Origin of the sequence: Salinisphaera sp. G21_0, from assembly GCF_017744115.1 — a bacterium.
Lineage (GTDB): Bacteria > Pseudomonadota > Gammaproteobacteria > Pseudomonadales > Endozoicomonadaceae > Endozoicomonas.
Map to the genome: position 1 here is coordinate 109,039 of NZ_JAGHQW010000001.1, position 15,733 is coordinate 124,771.

Annotated in this window: 13 protein-coding genes; 7 read left to right on the top strand and 6 right to left on the bottom strand. The window is 51.0% G+C overall.

The annotated features are described in order from the left end of the window. The 4 genes from cysM (at position 1) to mazG (ending at position 5,790) form a co-directional block, all read left to right on the top strand. On the top strand, positions 1-888 hold the full coding sequence (gene cysM / locus J7439_RS00445) for a cysteine synthase CysM (protein ID WP_209199817.1): 888 nt from the start codon (positions 1-3) through the stop codon (positions 886-888). Between the two features lie 149 nt (positions 889-1,037). After that, positions 1,038-2,375 carry a 23S rRNA (uracil(1939)-C(5))-methyltransferase RlmD gene (rlmD, locus tag J7439_RS00450; RefSeq protein WP_209199653.1) on the top strand — a complete coding sequence of 446 codons (1,338 nt, stop codon included), beginning with the start codon at positions 1,038-1,040 and terminating at the stop codon, positions 2,373-2,375. Positions 2,376-2,653: 278 nt separating this feature from the next. Continuing rightward, the gene (relA, locus tag J7439_RS00455; RefSeq protein ID WP_209199654.1) at positions 2,654-4,906 is read left to right on the top strand and encodes a GTP diphosphokinase; all 2,253 of its coding nucleotides are present in this window, start codon (positions 2,654-2,656) and stop codon (positions 4,904-4,906) included. A gap of 77 nt (positions 4,907-4,983) precedes the next feature. Further along, positions 4,984-5,790 carry a nucleoside triphosphate pyrophosphohydrolase gene (mazG, locus tag J7439_RS00460; RefSeq protein ID WP_286198112.1) on the top strand — a complete coding sequence of 269 codons (807 nt, stop codon included), beginning with the start codon at positions 4,984-4,986 and terminating at the stop codon, positions 5,788-5,790. 48 nt (positions 5,791-5,838) lie between these two features. Here the strand turns inward: mazG and J7439_RS00465 are convergent, their stop codons facing one another. Next, positions 5,839-6,639 carry a type IV pili methyl-accepting chemotaxis transducer N-terminal domain-containing protein gene (locus J7439_RS00465; protein WP_209199655.1) on the bottom strand — a complete coding sequence of 267 codons (801 nt, stop codon included), beginning with the start codon at positions 6,637-6,639 and terminating at the stop codon, positions 5,839-5,841. 57 nt (positions 6,640-6,696) lie between these two features. Here J7439_RS00465 and J7439_RS00470 point away from each other — a divergent pair, with 57 nt between their 5' ends. Then, the gene (locus tag J7439_RS00470; RefSeq protein ID WP_209199656.1) at positions 6,697-7,404 is read left to right on the top strand and encodes a pseudouridine synthase; all 708 of its coding nucleotides are present in this window, start codon (positions 6,697-6,699) and stop codon (positions 7,402-7,404) included. On the opposite strand, the gene J7439_RS00475 is transcribed toward J7439_RS00470, so the two are convergent. Further along, positions 7,372-7,818, bottom strand: coding sequence for a GNAT family N-acetyltransferase (locus tag J7439_RS00475; RefSeq protein WP_209199657.1), 447 nt, complete (start codon positions 7,816-7,818; stop codon positions 7,372-7,374). The two genes, J7439_RS00470 and J7439_RS00475, sit on opposite strands and share 33 nt — an antisense overlap. After that, positions 7,811-8,551 carry a tRNA (cytosine(32)/uridine(32)-2'-O)-methyltransferase TrmJ gene (gene trmJ, locus J7439_RS00480; RefSeq protein WP_209199819.1) on the bottom strand — a complete coding sequence of 247 codons (741 nt, stop codon included), beginning with the start codon at positions 8,549-8,551 and terminating at the stop codon, positions 7,811-7,813. The genes J7439_RS00475 and trmJ overlap by 8 nt, the downstream gene beginning before the upstream one ends. A 194-nt stretch (positions 8,552-8,745) precedes the next feature. Here trmJ and cydD point away from each other — a divergent pair, with 194 nt between their 5' ends. Beyond that, the gene (gene cydD, locus J7439_RS00485; RefSeq protein ID WP_209199658.1) at positions 8,746-10,554 is read left to right on the top strand and encodes a heme ABC transporter permease/ATP-binding protein CydD; all 1,809 of its coding nucleotides are present in this window, start codon (positions 8,746-8,748) and stop codon (positions 10,552-10,554) included. Then, positions 10,547-12,238 carry a heme ABC transporter ATP-binding protein/permease CydC gene (cydC, locus tag J7439_RS00490; protein WP_209199659.1) on the top strand — a complete coding sequence of 564 codons (1,692 nt, stop codon included), beginning with the start codon at positions 10,547-10,549 and terminating at the stop codon, positions 12,236-12,238. Before cydD ends, cydC begins: the two co-directional genes overlap by 8 nt. 86 nt (positions 12,239-12,324) lie before the next feature. Here cydC and J7439_RS00495 read toward each other — a convergent pair whose 3' ends face one another. The 3 genes from J7439_RS00495 to J7439_RS00505 form a co-directional block, all read right to left on the bottom strand. After that, positions 12,325-13,983, bottom strand: a complete 1,659-nt coding sequence (locus J7439_RS00495; protein WP_209199660.1) for an HAD family acid phosphatase — start codon at positions 13,981-13,983, stop codon at positions 12,325-12,327. A gap of 218 nt (positions 13,984-14,201) precedes the next feature. Then, complete coding sequence (locus J7439_RS00500) at positions 14,202-14,945, bottom strand: YciK family oxidoreductase (RefSeq protein ID WP_209199661.1); 744 nt, start codon at positions 14,943-14,945, stop codon at positions 14,202-14,204. A 49-nt stretch (positions 14,946-14,994) separates the two neighbouring features. After that, positions 14,995-15,705 (bottom strand): HAD family hydrolase, encoded by a 711-nt coding sequence (locus J7439_RS00505; protein WP_209199662.1) that lies wholly within the window; start codon positions 15,703-15,705, stop codon positions 14,995-14,997. Positions 15,706-15,733: the final 28 nt, after the last annotated feature.

Genomic DNA, 15,733 nt, shown 5'->3' on the forward strand with positions numbered 1-15,733 from the left:
ATGTCCATGGAATATCCGACAATAGAGTCGATTATTGGCAACACCCCGCTGGTTCGTCTGCAGCGTATGCAGGGGAAGAGTTCAAATACCATACTACTGAAACTGGAAGGACAAAATCCGGCCGGTTCCGTGAAAGATCGACCAGCCCTGTCCATGATCGCCGAGGCTGAACGCCGCAATGCCATCAGCCCGGGGGACACATTAATTGAAGCTACCAGTGGCAATACCGGTATAGCACTTGCCATGGCAGCGGCCGTTCGCGGTTATCGAATGATCCTTATTATGCCGGACAATATGAGCGCCGAGCGTCGTGCAGCAATGAGTGCTTATGGAGCAGAATTGATTCTGGTCAGTAATGGCATGGAAGGTGCCCGGGATAAAGCGCTGGAAATGCAGCAACAGGGGCAGGGCAAGGTGCTTAACCAGTTTGCCAATCCGGATAATCCCCTGGCGCATTATGGGACCACCGGGCCTGAAATCTGGCAGCAGACCCAGGGTGCGGTCACGCATTTTATCAGCTCCATGGGCACTACCGGGACGATAATGGGGACCTCCCGTTATCTGAAAGCGAAGAATCCTGCCATTCAGATCGTTGGTCTGCAGCCGGAAGAGGGGGCTCAGATACCAGGCATACGTCGTTGGAGTCCTGAATACCTGCCTGCAATTTTTGACCGTTCCGCCGTTGATGAGGTGATGGATATTGGTCAGACAGAAGCTGAAGAATGCATGAGGCGGCTGGCCCGGGAAGAAGGCATATTCTGCGGTGTTTCTTCCGGGGGAGCAGTTGCTGCTGCCCTGAGACTGTCAAAAAGCGTAGAGCATGCCACCATTGTGGCGATTATCTGTGATCGTGGTGATCGTTATCTTTCCACGGGCGTATTTCTGTAGGAAAACCATCCACTGGTTTCTCTGGCCATGATTGAATGTCAATGTATGCAGGTATGAATCCGGGTTTGTTGTACTCGATATCCAAGGTAAAATTGCGCTTTTAAACGGCCATGAGCTGTTCATGTTCAAGAGAATGTTGGAAGTACTCTATGCGCTTTAAACGTGCTGCCTCAACCCCTGTTATTATTCATGAGGATGTGCGTATTGACGGGCTTTCCCATGATGGTCGCGGGATTGCCCGTTACCATGGGAAGACCCTCTTTATTGACGGGGCACTGCCGGGAGAAACCGTTCGTGTCCGGGTTCTGGAAGACAAACGTCGTTTTATCAATGCCCGTGTAACAGAAGTGCTGTCGGCATCACCCGAGCGCCGTGAGCCTGCCTGCGCCCATTTTCGTCAGTGCGGAGGCTGCAGCCTGCAGTACTGGTCCCATGAAGGGCAGCTTGACAGCAAGCAGCACATCGTTCTCGATCAGTTAAGGCGATTTGCCCATGTTGTGCCTGAGCACATTGAGGAACCACTGGTTTCTCCACCCTATGGCTATCGCCACCGTTGTCGTTTTGCCATCCGCTGGCGCAAAGGCAGACTGAGCCTTGGCTTTCGGGAAAAGGGCAGTAATGCTATCTGTGACATTAATGAATGCCCCATACTGGCAGAGCCTTTGCAGGAGATGCCCTTACTGCTGAAGTCATTTTTGCCAACGTTAACAGGCCGGGAAGCCATTTCCCACGTGGAGTGCTTTCTGGCAGAGCAGGGGCGAGGGTTACTGCTGCGTCATATTCGTCCTCTGTCGCAAGAAGACCAAAACCTGTTGACAGCGTTTGCTTCTGCTCATCAGTTGATGCTGTACCTGCAGGGTAGTCCGGAGAACATTCGGCTTTTATATCCTGCCAGATCTGACGACGATGCCGCAGCCGCATTGCATTACTCGCTGCCTGAATCAGGATTACAGCTGTACTTCCGGCCACAGGACTTTACCCAGGTCAACCGGGTGATTAATCAGGCGATGGTTGAGCAGGCTATCCATTGGCTTTCTCCGCAGGCATCCGATAAAGTGCTTGACCTGTTCTGTGGCCTGGGTAATTTCTCTCTGCCACTGGCGAAAAAGTCAGGCCATGTGACGGGGGTTGAGGGTTCACCGGGTTCGGTTGCCCAGGCGGCAAAAAATGCCGGTCTGAATGGTTTGAGTAATGTAAGTTTTCACTGCGCAGACCTGTCCAGTGATTTCACCACTGAGTCCTGGGCAAAAGAGCATTACGATATAGTGGTTCTGGACCCCCCCAGGGCCGGTGCGGATTTTATGATTGAGCAACTGGCCTGTTTATTGCCTGACCGACTGTTGTATATTTCCTGCAATCCGGCAACCCTTGCCAGGGATGCCGGAAGTCTGGTCTCCCATGGTTTCAGGCTTGAGCGTTTGTGTGTAATGGATATGTTTCCGCAAACTTCTCATGTTGAGTCCATGGCGCTTTTTGTCAGGTCATAGATTATCAAACAGTAATTTATTGGAAAGTAGCCTGTTAATGGCTGCTTTGGGGTAGTAGTCTAGGAGCCTGTCCGAGAATAGACTGCCCTACTGCGGTGGCAGCAAATTGGTCTAAAAATCCGCTTTTGTTCGGCAAATAGCCCCGCTATTCACCTCACAAAACCGAATTTTTATCCTCAATTTTCTGCCATCCTCGCTACGGGCGCTATTCTCGGTCAGCCTCCTAGCCCGACGCCTGACAGGGCATCATTTTTACAGAAAGAGATGGAATGGAATAGATGGTCAAGGTCAGAGAGGATCAGCCCCAGCTCTTCGACGGCAGTGTCGACCTGGATGCCTGGCTGAATCGCCTGCAGGAACGTTACGGCGTTGGTGATACGGATAGTCTTAGGGAGGCCTGTGAGCTGGCCCAACAGGCTGAACTGCTGGCATTGCAGCGGTCTCTCGAATCTGAAGAAACAGTCTGGCCTACTGGAAAAGGGTGTTTCCGGACCGGTCTGGAAATGGCCGAGATCCTGGCCGAGCTGAAACTGGATATGGATACCCTGGTTGCTGCGGTCCTCTATCGGGCTGTTCGTGAAACCAAACTCTCTCTTGACCAGGTGGAAGAGAATTTTGGCAAGGTAGTTGCCGGTCTGATCAAAGACGTTCAGGGCATGGCGGCCATCAGCAATATCCAGAACCCCAGAAAGCAGGTTCTCGATCATCGTCAGGACCAGCTGGAAAAAGTTCGCAAGATGCTGGTGTCCATTATTGACGATGTCCGTGTTGCCCTGATCAAACTGGCTGAGCGAACCTGCGCTATCCGGGCTGTTCAGCATGCCAGTAAGGAGAAACGTCAGCGGGTTGCCAGGGAGGTGTTTGAAATTTATGCGCCGCTGGCCCATCGGCTGGGTATTGGTTATATCAAGTGGGAGCTGGAAGATCTCTCCTTTCGCTACCTTAAACCCCAGGACTATAAGAAAATTGCCAGGTTACTGGATGGCAAACGACTGGATCGCCAGAAATACATTACCAACGTCGTAGATGCCCTGAAAGCATCACTGTCGGATGCACGGATTGAGGGGGATGTCAGTGGTCGGGTGAAGCATATCTACAGCATCTGGCGGAAGATGAAACGGAAAAACGTCGATTTTCGTGATCTCTACGATATTCGTGCGGTCCGTATTCTCACCCATGAAGTCCGCGATTGTTATGCGGCACTGGGGGTGGTGCACTCGCTCTGGAATCATATTCCCAAGGAATTTGATGATTACATTGCCACTCCGAAAGAGAATGGCTACCGCTCGCTGCACACGGCGGTGTTTGGCCCTGAAGGCAAAACCCTTGAAGTCCAGATACGTACCCATGATATGCATGAGGAAGCAGAGCTGGGTGTTTGCGCACACTGGAAGTACAAGGGCACTGATGTTAATAGCCGCAGTGACAGCTACGAGGAAAAAATTTCCTGGCTGCGTCAGGTGATGGAATGGCATGAAGACCTTGGTGATCTGGGCGAGCTGGGTGGTCAGTGGCGTGCGGATGTCGAGCCAGACCGAATCTATGTGTTTACCAAAGATGGGCATGTGGTTGATCTGTCGGTGGGAGCCACCCCGATCGATTTTGCCTACCGGATTCACTCAGAAGTGGGCAGCCGCTGCAGAGGCGCAAAAGTTGCCGGTCGTATTGTCCCGTTAACCCATAAACTCAAAACCGGCGATCAGGTGGAAATCCTCACTGCCCCTAATGCCCATCCCAGCCGGGACTGGCTGAATCCTGATCTTGGCTATGTCACCACCAGTCGAGCCAGGGCCAAGATCACCAGCTGGTTCAAAAAACAGGATCGGGACGCCAATATCGCCGATGGTCAGAGCCTGCTGGAATTGGAGCTTAAACGTCAGGCGTTGCAGAGTGTTAATTACCCGGAGCTTGCCCAGGCAGTTAACTGCCTGTCACCGGATGATATGTTTGCCGGTATTGGTGCCGGTGACATAAAGCTTCGCCATGTGGTTTCCCTGGCGCAGAAGCAGGTTGCGCCGGAAGAGGAGAAGACGTTTGAAATTCGCACCAAGCCACAACAGGAACGGTTATCGGACAGCACCATTACTATTGATGGTGTCGGTAATCTGCTGACTCAGATGGCGGGTTGCTGCCAGCCGGTGCCGGGGGATCCGATCATCGGTTATATCACCGTTGGCCGTGGCGTAACGATTCACCGGGAAGACTGTAACACGGCGCTCTCTTTGCGCAGTCGTGAGCCGGAGCGCCTGATAGAAGTTAACTGGGGAACCCGTCCGGACTACAGTTACCCGGTTGATGTTATCATTACGGCTTATGACCGTCCGGGCCTGTTAAGAGATATTACCGTGGTATTGGCTAACGATAAGGTGAATGTTCTGTCTATGCAGACCCGGACCAGCAAGGAAGAGCATTTAGCCAGCATGCTGCTGACTATGGAAGTTCCGAGTCTGGAGAGTCTGGGGCGTATCCTTGCCAAGGTCAGTCAGTTGCCCAATGTTATCGATGCTGTTCGCCATCGTAAAATGAGTTAAGTTATCCTGCTGATTCTCACGTCTTGCGTGGGAATCCCCTCCTTTTTCATCCGTTTACATTCTTTCAGGAGCCGGGTTTGTCACATTCCATTGATGATCTGATTACTTTGATGGCCAGACTCAGAGATAGAGAACATGGTTGTCCATGGGATCTGAAACAGACCTTCGCCACCATCGCCCCCTACACACTGGAAGAGGCCTGCGAAGTTGCCGAAGCCATTGAGCGGGAAGATTACGACAACCTGAAAGAAGAGCTGGGTGACCTGTTATTTCAGGTGATTTTCCATGCCCAGATGGCCAGAGAAAGCGGCTTTTTTGACTTTGCCGATATCAGTGAGGGGTTATTGGCAAAATTGCTGCGCCGACATCCCCATGTCTTTCCTGATGGAAGTCTGAAGTCGTTTGCTACCGAACAACAGCTGACGTCTGAACAGGTCAAGCAGAAGTGGCAGGAAATAAAGGCCGAAGAAAAAAAACAGAAAGGCCCCAAAAAGAGTGACTCAGCCATGCCTGATGATTTGCCAGCCATGTTGCCAACCTTGCAGCGTGCCGAAAAAATTCAGGTGGCAGCGGCCAGAGTCGGTTTTGACTGGCTGGAGCCAGAGCCGGTATTTGACAAGATTCACGAAGAGCTGGATGAAATCCGTGCCGCCAGAAGTGAAAGTCAGGAGCGGATTTCGGAAGAGGTGGGTGACCTGTTATTTGCCTGTGTCAATCTTGCCCGACACCTCGGTGTTGATGCCGATATGGCATTGCGTAAGGCCTGCCATAAATTTGACCATCGGTTCAGGAAAATGGAAGCCCTCGCTACCGAACATGAAGAACGTTTTGAACAGCTCACGCTGGAAGAGATGGAGAGCTACTGGCAGCAGTGTAAACAATGACTCTGCAGAAAGTGCCTCCATTGTTAACCGGAGGCAGGTTATGTTCTGTCAGCCATTGGATTTTATCATTAGCTGTTCATAGTCGTAGGTCAGGTCGTTCATTTTTTTCAAAATCGATTCGGTTGTTACTGAGACCACGGTAGGAACAAAATGGCCCTGGTGACTGATTTTGAATCCGGCATTGGTAAAATCCCACTGACTCTGGACTTTCGCCAGCTTTTGTTTGATATCGCTGGAGTTTAGTTCTGACTGGCGGAGGGTTGTCAGTGCGCTGCCAAACTCATCAATGGCCAGATCCAATGATTGATCAACCGACGGATCCTTAACACCCCATGCCCGGGTAATATAGAGTTTGGCGATACGCTGACTGAGCATTCGCTGTCGGCCGGAAATATTCACCAGTTGACCGGCTTTATGTCCGGCGTGTTCGGTGATCGCTTTAACCACGGTTTCACTGCGAGCCAGAAGCTCATCACTCAGTGCCAGAATGGTCAACGCTTTTTCGCGCGTTGGTGTTTCAAGGACTTTTAAACGGAACGCCTGCCAGGTGATGGCGGCATCATTCAAGCTGTTGCGAATCTCATCGTTAGGGGCGTAATCCATAAGTTCAAGAAATTGCTGCTCGAACAGGGCCATACTGGTATCCAGGTCAGCTGTCGCTTGATCCGGATTTACATCGGAGCCAATCATAATGTAACTTTTAGCGATCCTCTGACTGAGCATTCGCTGGCGACCTGCCTTGTTAATGGCTTCTGCATCATTGATGGTTGCCGCTGCTGGCAGTGAAGTTATGACCAGAGTGAACAGGATGCTGAGTATGCCTGAAACTTTGAAAATCTGATTTAACATATCCGTATCTATGAATTATTATTGATTTAAAAGGCGGATAATACCTGAAAATTGTTTATGATTCGCCTTTCCAAATTTATTGCCGATGCTGGTTATTGCTCACGGCGGCAAGCTTCACGACTGATTGACAGTGGTTGTGTGCTGGTTAATGGCAGGCCGGGATTGCATATTGATCGAATAACAGACAGTGACTGTGTAATGGTCAATGGTCACGAACTAAAATCAGTAACTGAAAAACTATACTTTCTATACAACAAACCAGTGGGCGTTGACTCAGTTTGTGATGTCGAGGATCCGGCCAGTATTGTTCACCATTTACCTGCCCTGAATGACAATTTGCGGATTTTTCCCGTTGGCAGGCTGGACAAGGATTCCCACGGTTTGATGCAGCTGACCAACCAAGGTGAACTGTGCCAGGCCCTGCTGCATCCGGATTATTACCATGAAAAAGAGTATCGGGTGAATGTCGACAAGCCAGTTGATGAAGCATTTCTTTTGTCCATGGCGGCAGGTGTCAGCTACGGCGATGTCACAACAAAGCCCTGTGTGGTGGAGAAAGTCGCCAGTGATACCTTTACGATTGTCCTGACCCAGGGACTTAATCGTCAGATACATCGAATGTGTCAGGCGCTGGGTTATCGGGTCATGGATTTACAACGTATTCGTATGGTGAACTTACTGCTGGACGGTATCGAACCGAATCACCATCGATTGCTTCGGTCCGAAGAAATTTCAGGCCTGCTTCGGGCAACGGGCCATCAATAAGAACGTGTGCCCCTGTTGCCGGTACCTCAGGTAAGGGGCCAGGATATCAGAAGGTACACTGTCCGGCTCCGGGCTGAAAAAGCCTGCTCTCTGGTAAAAAAGTTCAAGGTGAACGTAGGGATAGCACCAGCAGTTGACAGCGTTTAGATTTTTCAGGACTTCGCTCAAAAAGAACGAGCCAATACCCTTTCTTTGGGCATTGCTGGCTACCTGGACGCTTCTCAGCAAATAACCATCGGATTTTGGACTGGCCCTCAGGCCAGCGATAATGTTTCCCTTTGCGCAGCGGGCGACCCAGACCCGCTCCTCACTCGACGCTTTTCCCTTGTGCCCGTTCTCTTTAAAAAAGCGGTTAATCAGGGGAAAGGCAATGGGGTTGAGTTCCTCAACGGTATGCACAACACACTCAGTCACGGCTTTTTCCGGAGGCATTCTGGGCGGCTCCCAGAATGCCCCGCAACATATTCAGCTCTTTGGCTTCGGGGCGGGCACGGTTGAACAAGCGACGAAGCCGGGTCATGACCAGCCCCGGGTGCTGTTGAATAATAAAATTGATGTCGGTCAATGTGGTTTCCAGGTGCTCGTAGAACTTTTCCAGCTCCTGATTCAGAGGGTATTCCTGTTCCGGTTTTTCACCATGCCAGTGGTTCTCTTTATTCAGTGACGCCTTGAAGATCTCATAACAGAGAATCTGAATGGCTGAAGCGACATTAAGCACCGGGTACTCCGGATTCGCATCAATACTGGTATGGAAGTGGCACTTTTCCAGCTCGCTGTTGGTCAGACCCATGGTTTCCTGGCCAAATACCAGGGCAACCGGCGATTGGCGTGATTCACAGAGCAGTTTCTCAGCGCACGCTTCAGCCCCCAGCATCGGGCGTGAAAACGAATGGGTGCGTGATCTGGCACTGGTGCCAATGACCAGGGAGCAATCGGCAATGGCTTCATCCAGTGAGTCCAATACCCGGGCGTTCTCCAGCACATCCAGGGCACCGGCCGCCATGGAGTCCGCCTCCGGCGCGGGAAATCGTTGCGGTGTCACCAGGCAGAGGTCACTCAGGCCCATGGTTTTCATGGCCCGGGCAGCGGAGCCTATGTTGCCGGGGTGGAAGGTATTGATAAGGATGATGCGAATATTTTGAAGCATGGTGACCAATGGTTGAATGACGGAAGAAGCTGTCCTTTTGGACACTCTTTTAGCAAGAGCTGAATCACAGAATAAATTTGACCCGTAATTATAGGCGGCGGAAGTACTTGAAAACCAGTCATCGTGGTGAGTACCGATCGAGTTATGTACAATGCACCGCACGTGGTCAGTAGTCCGGGAAATACATTGAAAAGATGAGTCAAAGTACACAAAAGCAGGCCTATCGCTGGTTGTTACGGCAGATAGGGGCGGCCCGGCACTGGCTACTGATCTCCATGGGCCTTGGTTTGCTCAATGGTGTCTTGCTGATTATTCAGGCTTCGATCATGGCAGGAATGATCCATCAGCTGGTGATGGAGGGGGCCACCCGCGAGATGCTGACGGATGATTTTTTCCGGGTATTGCTGTTGGTTGTTGCTCGTGGAGCCTGTACCTGGGGGCGTGAGTTCTGTGGTTTTCGGGCAGGAGCCTGTGTTCGGGTGCAAGTGCGTAAACTATTGCTGGATAAGTTACGTCGCCTTGGGCCACTGGTGATTGCTGAGCGGCCTGCCGGTAGCTGGTCGGCGATTGTTGTTGAACAGGTGGAAGAGCTTCAGGAATTTATTGCCAAATACCTGCCGCAGATGGCTCTGGCGGTGATGTTACCGGCCATTATGCTGGTGGTTGCTTTCCCCCGGAGTTGGGTGGTGGGCATTATTTTCCTGGGAACAGCGCCACTGATTCCTGTTTTTATGGTTCTGGTAGGAATGAAAGCCGCACAGGCTAACCGGAAAAACTTTCAGGCACTCTCACGCTTGGGGGGCTTCTTTCTGGATCGGCTGCAAGGGTTGGAAACGCTGAAACTCTTTCAGCGAACCAGCTTTGCACAAACACAGTTGGCCGATGCCAGTGAAGACTTTCGGATAAAAACCATGCAGGTACTCCGTCTGGCTTTTCTGTCATCTACGGTGCTGGAGTTTTTTGCTTCGGTGTCCATTGCGCTGGTGGCGGTGTTTCTGGGGATGAGTTTTCTGGGGCATATTACCTTTGGTGGTGAAGTGACACTGTATACCGGGCTGTTTCTGTTGCTGCTGGCGCCTGAGTATTATCAGCCACTGCGGGAGCTGGGAACCTATTATCATGCCAGGGCCAAAGCGGTTGGTGCGACGGAAGAGATTCTGGACGTATTATCCCGGAAAGAATCGGAGGCACACCATGGCGGGTTGTCTTTGCCAGAGGCAATGCCGCTGAAGCTTGAGGTAAAAGAGCTATCCGTCTCGGCAACCATCAGGTCCGCAGTTAACCCGCTGACAACGGATGCTTCAGACAACAAACAGCCACTTTTACTGGATTGTCTGTCATTTAAGATCGAACCCGGAACCCGGGTCGGTATTATTGGCAGCAGCGGTGCCGGTAAAACAACGCTGATCAATACGCTGATGGGCTTCTGGAACTACCAGGGTGAAATAAAGGCAGGCGGGCAATCGCTGGCGGATACCCGGCTCGACAGCTGGCGTAAAGGGATTGCCTGGTTGGGCCAGCAGCCATTGATTATCCATGGCTCTGTTTATGACAATATCGCCTTTGGACGCGCAGTTTCCCGTGAGCAGTGCCTCGACGCGCTGGGCAAAGCTCAGGGTATGGATATTCTGGCAAACCTGCCGGATGGGCTGGACAGTGTCCTTAAAGAGCAGGGCGGTAACCTGTCGGTTGGTCAGGCCCAGCGGATTGCCCTGGCAAGGGCTCTGGTACTGCCGGTACGGTTATTAATTCTGGATGAACCGACAGCCAGTCTGGATTCTGTCAGTGAGAGCCTGGTGCTGGATGCCCTGGATGCCATACCTGAAGATTGTACGGTCATTACCATTACCCATCGAATCAGTCAGCTCAAGGCCATGGATCAGATCCTGATGCTGGAAAAAGGAAAGCTGGTGGCTGACGGTGCTCCGGCAACGCTGGCGAGGGAAAGTTCTCTGTATCAGCAGTTCATCCACATGAACAGTGGGAGTATGGACGATGAATGACCTGTGGCCTTTCCTGAAATTGTACCGTCAGCATCTGGGGATGCTGTCATTAGGTGTGTTGCTGGCAATGGTTACCCTGCTGGCGAGTCTCAGCCTGCTCTCACTGTCCGGCTGGTTTATTACCGCCACCGCCATTGCCGGGTTGACCTTTACCACGGCCCAGACCTTTAACTTCTTTACCCCGGGGGCGGGCGTTCGGGGCTTTTCCATTGCCCGTACTGCTGCCCGCTATGCAGAACGTCTGGTCAGCCATGATGCCACTTTCCGGCTGTTGTCAGGCCTGCGCAGCTGGTTTTTCAGTAAACTGATTCCACTCTCCCAAGAGCAGCTCGGACAGTACCGTAAAGGCGAGCTGCTTGATCGGCTGGTGGCTGATATTGATGCCCTGGATCAGCTCTATCTGAGGCTGGTCAGCCCATTACTGTCTGCTGTTATTGTTGCTCTGTTGTTGTCACTGTTTATCGCCTTTTTCAGTACTGCGGTGGCAATGGTGGTGTTGCTGGTGATGACGCTCTGGATTATCTCCATGCCGCTGCTGTTTTATGTCCTGGGTCGCAGGACCGGGGAGTCAATGGGTGTCAGGCAGGCGCGTTTGCGCCAGGAGGTGCTGGATTATCTGCAGGGCATGGCGGAACAGCAGATCTATGGCAGTGATGCCAATAGTCGTGCCTCGATGGCTGAATCAGAACAGAAACTGGTTGCCGACCAGTCCCGCATGGCAATGATGGAAGGCTTTGGCTCCGCCCTGTTTGTTTCCGGCTCCGGTGCTGCGGCATTACTGGTGTTGTATATCGCCAGTGGTGAGATGAGTGCGGGCCTGTTTAGTGGGCCGGTAATGGTTATGATGGTGTTTGGGATGCTGGCCAGTTTTGAAGCGCTGATGCCGTTACCCGTTGCTTTTCAGTTTCTCAGTCATACACGGCAGGCGGCAAGTCGTTTGCGCCAGGTGGTGGATTCACCGGTGGTTGCATTTCCAGAAAAGGCAGCAGGAGAAGTATTAAAGGGTGAGATTCAGTTTACTGAGGTCTCCTGTCACTATTCCAATAACAGCGATGCCAATAACCAGCCAGTCATTAATCAGCTATCACTCCACATTCCTGCAGGCAGCCATATTGCTCTGCTCGGTAAAACCGGATGCGGTAAATCAACGCTGATCAAGCTATTGAGTCGTGGATTGGAGCCCTCTGGTGGCAGGATTTTACTGGATGGCCAGCTGATTCAGGAATTATCAGAACAGACACTTTACCGGGCCATCACGTTTGTTCCTCAGAAAACGCATGTGTTCAGTGCCACGCTCAGGGAGAATCTGCTGTTGGCCGCACCAGCGGCAAGTGATGAGGCTCTGTTAGCAGTCGTTAACGATTCAGGTCTGAATAGGCTTGCTGCTGCCAGGGAAAACGATGGTGATCTGCTGGATATCTGGCTGGGGCAGGGTGGCATTGCCTTATCCGGCGGAGAGCAGCGTCGTCTGGCCATTGCCCGTGCTTTGCTGAAAGCGGCCCCGATACTGGTGATGGATGAGCCGGGGGAAGGGCTGGATGTTCACAGCGAACAGGCATTGATGGATACCGTTTTGGGTCAATTCAAAGACAGCACCATCATTATGATCACCCATAAGCGGACTGCCCTGGAAAACATGGATCAGGTCTTGCGAATGGAAAATGGCAGTTTGATCAAATGGTAATAGGCCGCCTGTTGGGCGACACTGTTACACTTTGCCAATCACCCTTGGACTTCGCTCAAGGTGAACGGAGACTGTACACATCAAACTTATTGAAATGATGTGCTGGCCTGGGCCGCTTTGTATAGATCCTTTTCAGGCCAATCTTCTATTAGGCTTCTGCGAATGTCAGAACGTTCCTGATCACTCAACTGGCAAATATCTTTTCCTGCAATCTGTGAATAGTACTGCCGCATCCAGGTTTTGTTGACCGGATTGGGAATAATAAAATATTTTCTTCCGTACAGGTTTTTGGTTTTTTCAACGGAAACCCGGTCAAAAGGTGATAACCCTTGCTCTTTTAAATCAAAGTCATCCAGCAGGTCACCGACAAACAGCCTGACATCATATTTTTTTCCATTGATCCTTCCGGACATAATGGCTTTTCGCTGGTGCTCTTTATCACAGCTTTTTTTATTGACCGGACAATATTTGGAGCGGTTCAGCAGGTTGGTTTGCGTAACTTTGGGGAATCCATTGGCAGCAAGCTGTTTTAAGGTGAAGTTTTCTACATCCCCTTTATGGCCCGGGCGGCCGGAAGAGTGCTCCCGGGCTGTTAGATAAAAGATTTCATAACCCAGGGCGGCCGCTTTGTTTAAAAACTCTCTGGCACCGGGAATAGAGGTAGATTGAAGCTGTTTTTCGTAGTTCCTCATCTTCTCTTCAGGTTCAGGGAATGCTTTACAAAGAGGTGGGATTAAATGATTCGGAGGATAGTCTATTAGCGTGCCATCAATATCAACAATAATTGCCCGATCAGTGGCGTAGCGGTTTTCAGGGGCTTCAAGAGCCTTGCTGGCCAGGTTATAAGTCTGAATAGCGGTGGCATTGAAATCTGCAGATTTCCTGACCCAGAGATCGGCCATGATAATATGCTGCCGGTAGCTCTCGGGAATAGGCACTGGTAACTCTGTGTCGTTAACTTGCCGGATGCGAACCCGGTGTTTTTCTGCTGGGCTCAGTGTTCGGTAGTCTTTGCTGATGGCTTCTTCCCAGAATCCGTAAACGGTATTTGGCAGAATAAACCACTGGCTGCCAAGTTTATCCTGATGCTGACTTACCCACTTTTTCTTTTCCGGATACAGACCTTTAACAACCTCACCAAGATCGTCCAGCTGGTCACCAAACAGCATGATCGGGTAGTAGCCCGCTTTTATGATGTGCTGTCGCTTGTCCTCTTTGCTGAGGGTAATGTTTTTTTCTGCCTGGAGAATCACATGACTTTCACCGTTAACCGGATAACCCAATTGCTTAAGTTTATTAATAGTAATGGTTTTTACATCGTTAAAACGGCCGCTGATATAGAATATTTCAATGCCCATACTATTGGCCCTTTGCAGGAATTCAACCGATCCTGGCAGTGCTTTCGTCTCTTGATGATTCCACCAGAACCTGGATCGCTCAATACTTCGGGACTCATGAGTGTCAACCATACTGGTAAAATAACGGGTGCCTGATATCAGAGTATCATCAATATCGGTGATTATTGCAGGCTTTTTACCTTCAGGTGCCTTTGTCAAAAGAGCTTCCAGTTGATCGGTTGCGCCGTTAAAACTCTGATAAAAGTAAGCGCAGTATTCCCCGGAATGCTGTTGCCAGTTTGCGGCAATGATAACTTCATTATTTAAAGCTTTCTGATCAAAGCTATTGGCAAAGAGGGGCTGTGAGCTGAGTAATGGTGAAAGTAATAGAGCGGCCAAAACTTTCATGTCCGCTTTCTTTTCTATAAAACGTCGAATTTTCATAATTCTGATTGTGATAATTCTATTTGAGATAAGAGTGACCGCATCAGAATAGACGAAAAGAAATAAAGTCTATGGAAGTGTTTGTTCTCAGTGTAGTGATAAATAAGTTCTTTTTTGTTGACAGCGCCGTTGAAACAGTCGTTTGCCGCCCCGACTTTCAGTCAGGGCCAGTGACTGCATTTTTACTGCTGGGCATGAAAAGCCAGGCCATTGATATCCTGGCTTTCGTCCCCCATCAGGTAAAGGTAAACCGGCATTATGTCTTCCGGTGTGGGTAGTGTTTCCGGGTCTTCTCCCGGAAAGGCCGCTGCCCTCATTGCGGTGCGGGTGCCACCGGGGTTAATGCTGTTGGCACGCACAGGGCTGATACCGTCTTCCTCATCCGCCACGATTTGCATCAGACCCTCAGTGGCAAATTTTGACACGCTATAGGCTCCCCAGTGCGCCCGTCCCTGGTGACCCACTCCGGACGAAGTAAAAATTATCGATGCTTTTTCTGACAGCCGGAGCAGGGGCAGCAGTTCCCGGGTCATCATAAAGGCGGAATTCAGATTAACCTGCATGATGCGCAGCCAGGTTTCTGTGGGAAACTGGCTGATGGGTTTCAGCTCACCTAGAATGCTGGCGTTGTGTAACAGACCATCAAGCCGACCGAATTCGTTCTCAATGGTTTCTGCAAGATTACTGAAATCGATATCACCCGCGCTTTCCAGGTTTAGTGGATAGATGGCTGGCTGAGGCCACTGATTGCGTTCAATTTCATCGTACACCGCTTCCAGCTTTTCAATGCTTCTGCCCAGCAGAATGACGGTGGCACCGTGGCGGGCGTAGGTAAGGGCGGCGACCCGGCCGATGCCACTGCCGGCTCCGGTTACCAGTATGACTTTATCCTTCAGCAGGTCTTTCGGAGCCTGGTAGGTAAACATGATGTTACTCCCTGGTTTTTGGTTTGCTGCGCAATTTTCAAACAGCCTGTCAGGCATGGGACCTGTCTTTAATGATTTGCCAGTTGTGCTGTTCAAACCAGCGGTGCAGCTGCTGGATATGGTCGATATTCAGGTCCGCACCCCACTGTGCAGGATCTTCACCTTCAGCAATGTAGCCATAATGCGCGGCAACGGTGATCATCCCCGCTTGTTTTCCAGCTTCGATATCACGAATATGGTCGCCAATATAGACGCTGAACCGGGGTGAACTTCCGGACTGTCGGCAGGCAAGAAAGAGGGCCTCCGGGTCTGGTTTCGGCTTTTTGACATCCTCCGGGCAGACAATGGCATGACTTCGTTCCAGCAGGCCAATTTGCCGGATCAATGAGATGGCATAGGGTCTGGGTTTATTGGTGACAATACCCCAGGCAATATCCCGGCGTTCAAGTTCCCCGATCAGTGACAGTATGCCAGGGTAGGGCCGGGCAAATGATGAACGACTGTGGTCCTGGATATGCCGGTCATAGTATTGCAGAAACAGAGCCCTTTTCTGTTCCAGCTCATCGCCGGGCGCAAGATTGAAGGCAAGCTTCATCAGCGCCCGTGAGCCGGCAGAAACATTCTGCCGAATCAAATGGCTATCCATTGCCGGGTGCTGGTGATCTGCCAGCATTTGATTCACTGTAATCACGAAATCTTCTGCGGTGTCCAGCAGGGTGCCGTCCAGATCAAAAAAAACGCCTTCAATGGCTTTCATCATCGTTACTCTTGGTTATTTCCCGGATGGC

What these genes read in the sequence shown, in the direction of transcription:
- cysM (WP_209199817.1), top strand. Translation starts at nt 1, where the DNA reads ATGTCCATGGAATATCCGACAATAGAGTCGATTATTGGCAACACCCCG.
- rlmD (WP_209199653.1), top strand. Translation starts at nt 1,038, where the DNA reads ATGCGCTTTAAACGTGCTGCCTCAACCCCTGTTATTATTCATGAGGAT.
- relA (WP_209199654.1), top strand. Translation starts at nt 2,654, where the DNA reads ATGGTCAAGGTCAGAGAGGATCAGCCCCAGCTCTTCGACGGCAGTGTC.
- J7439_RS00465 (WP_209199655.1), bottom strand. Translation starts at nt 6,639, where the DNA reads ATGTTAAATCAGATTTTCAAAGTTTCAGGCATACTCAGCATCCTGTTC.
- J7439_RS00470 (WP_209199656.1), top strand. Translation starts at nt 6,697, where the DNA reads ATGATTCGCCTTTCCAAATTTATTGCCGATGCTGGTTATTGCTCACGG.
- trmJ (WP_209199819.1), bottom strand. Translation starts at nt 8,551, where the DNA reads ATGCTTCAAAATATTCGCATCATCCTTATCAATACCTTCCACCCCGGC.
- cydD (WP_209199658.1), top strand. Translation starts at nt 8,746, where the DNA reads ATGAGTCAAAGTACACAAAAGCAGGCCTATCGCTGGTTGTTACGGCAG.
- cydC (WP_209199659.1), top strand. Translation starts at nt 10,547, where the DNA reads ATGAATGACCTGTGGCCTTTCCTGAAATTGTACCGTCAGCATCTGGGG.
- J7439_RS00495 (WP_209199660.1), bottom strand. Translation starts at nt 13,983, where the DNA reads ATGAAAGTTTTGGCCGCTCTATTACTTTCACCATTACTCAGCTCACAG.
- J7439_RS00500 (WP_209199661.1), bottom strand. Translation starts at nt 14,945, where the DNA reads ATGTTTACCTACCAGGCTCCGAAAGACCTGCTGAAGGATAAAGTCATA.
- J7439_RS00505 (WP_209199662.1), bottom strand. Translation starts at nt 15,705, where the DNA reads ATGATGAAAGCCATTGAAGGCGTTTTTTTTGATCTGGACGGCACCCTG.